Here is a 1,996-nt window from a genome sequence, read left to right as displayed (position 1 = left end):
TCGAAAACGGGGCCACGCTGGTGCTGTACGGTCTGGACCCAGCCGGCGTCGCAGCGGTCAATGAGCGATTTGCCTTGGCGGTGAACCTGCGGACGCCGGGCAACCCCAAACGCTGGTGGTTCGCCAACAAGACGCAGCGGACGGATCTGCTGGACGGGGTGAGCAATCAGGACTTGTTCTACATCGCCAATGAGCAGGTGGTCGGCGCGGTGTTCGAGAAGATCGACGATATCATGACCTATCCGGTGGATGTGGGTTCGCAGGCGGGACTGGCCGCGGCGTGCGATCCAGCGGGAGTCTGCGAGATCGCGATCGGACGCGGGCGGATCGTCTTCTGTCAGCTCAACTGCTTCGCCACGCGGCACTATCGTCAGTCCGGTCAGCGGATCTTCCGGCAGTTGCTGCACAACCTGGGCCTGGCGCCGCGGGCGGCGCAAACAGCGGCGGATGAGTCGCAGCGGTTCGCTCCGATCGACCTTCGCGGGCGGGTGAACATGGACTTTCGCGGCGACGCCTCAGCGGCTGAAGGCGGGGCGTTCGACCAGGGCGAAAACGATCTGCGGGAGTTTCCGGTGGATCAGCGGGTCTTTGCGGGCATCGAGTTTGAGGTGATCGACCCGGCCAGAAACGATGGCAAGGGCTGTCTGGTGCTCCGGTCGGCCCATACGCCGGCGATGCCGGCGAAAGTGGCGGACGTGGCGGTGGGTCGGACGATGGATTCGCTGGCGGTGCTGCTGGCGTCGGCGTGGGGACCGATGGCGGCGGGCGCGGAGATGGGATCGATCGTGCTGCATTACGAGGACGGGACGACGGCGGCGCTGCCGATCCGATACCGGGAGCACGTGACGGACTGGTGGGACGCACCGGAGCAGTTGGAGGCGGCGAAGCCCGCGTGGGTGGGGGCCAATCCGGTGCATTCGCCGGTGACGGTGTACACGGCGACGTGGTCGAACCCTCAGCCGGAAAAGACGGTAGCTTGGCTGGACGTCGTTTCGGCGGAGACAAACTGCCCGCTGACGATCATCGCGATCAGCGCGGTCTGGCGGGCGGCGCAGTAGCGGCGGCGGACGGCCGCTGGTGCGGCCGGTCGTCGAGGATGTTGGTAAGGGACCTTACCAGCCCAAGGCGTCGGCGCCGCGATTCGGGGCCATGTCGAGTCGGGCCATGTCGCGGCGGCTGCGCGGGTAGATCAGGTCGGAATCCTCCGGCTGATTCGGCGTTTGGTGAAAGGTCGGGTTGGTGAATGGTTCATCGGCGGAGTTGCGGATTGTCCGGCTGGGGTCCCAGGCCGGTTGATCCCTTCTGAGGAGCCGGCGGAAGGGGCTGTCGTTCAGGAGGGACATGATGCGGAAGATTTCCTGGTGCAGCGTGGGCGCTGCGAGGTTTCTGAAGCGGTCAGAGGCCAATTCGTCGAGCGGGAGTCGGTAGCCCTCCGCCGTCGTCTCGCCGCTGAAGGTCGGTGCGATGCCGAGATGTTGCCAGTTGACCGACGGGTTGAAGGCGATGCCGCCGGCGAATTGGCCGTTGAGCCGGCTGAGGATCGAGTCTTCCTGCGGCTGGGGCGCAGCGGGTGTGGAGGTCAATTGGTAGGGCACATCGAGGCCGGGTCGGCCGATCGGCTCGTCCCGCATCAGCCACAGCGATTGGCCGCGCAGTCGGGTCGGACTGGCGACCGCAGGCTGCGCCAAAACCGGCAGGGCGGTCAGCATCATTACCGTCAGAACCATTCGCCGCAACCATCGCACCCGCACCATCGCAGACCTCCTTGCTGGAGATACTCGTACCGGGAGTAACGTAGGCACATGGGTGCTTGCACAGTGGAAGTACGTCGGCGTCTTGTGGGAGTCGCCGAAGCCACAGCAGACCAAGAGGTTCGATCCGCTGATGAAGGCGGATCGACATCCGGTTCCGCAAAACACCACGTTGCCTTACCCGTTTTCTCGCTGTGCCGGTGACATAGACCGGCACGTTCAGTTGTCCCTGCCAGAGAAAACGG

At 65.1% G+C, this 1,996-nt stretch carries 2 protein-coding genes; one reads left to right on the top strand and one right to left on the bottom strand.

Translation table 11 applies throughout. The annotated features are described in order from the left end of the window. Positions 1-1,058: hypothetical protein (locus GXY33_08510; protein ID NLX05171.1), on the top strand; the 1,058-nt coding region annotated here is incomplete at its 5' end. Between the two features lie 54 nt (positions 1,059-1,112). Here GXY33_08510 and GXY33_08505 read toward each other — a convergent pair. Further along, positions 1,113-1,754 carry a hypothetical protein gene (locus tag GXY33_08505; protein ID NLX05170.1) on the bottom strand — a complete coding sequence of 214 codons (642 nt, stop codon included), beginning with the start codon at positions 1,752-1,754 and terminating at the stop codon, positions 1,113-1,115. Positions 1,755-1,996: the final 242 nt, after the last annotated feature.

The sequence above is a fragment of the Phycisphaerae bacterium genome (assembly GCA_012729815.1).
Classification (GTDB): Bacteria; Planctomycetota; Phycisphaerae; order JAAYCJ01; family JAAYCJ01; genus JAAYCJ01.
Note: the sequence above shows the minus strand (reverse complement) of the source record. Positions and strands in the feature narration are given on the sequence as shown.

Coding starts and splice junctions, on each gene's coding strand:
- GXY33_08505 (NLX05170.1), bottom strand. CDS start 1,754: ATGGTGCGGGTGCGATGGTTGCGGCGAATGGTTCTGACGGTAATGATG.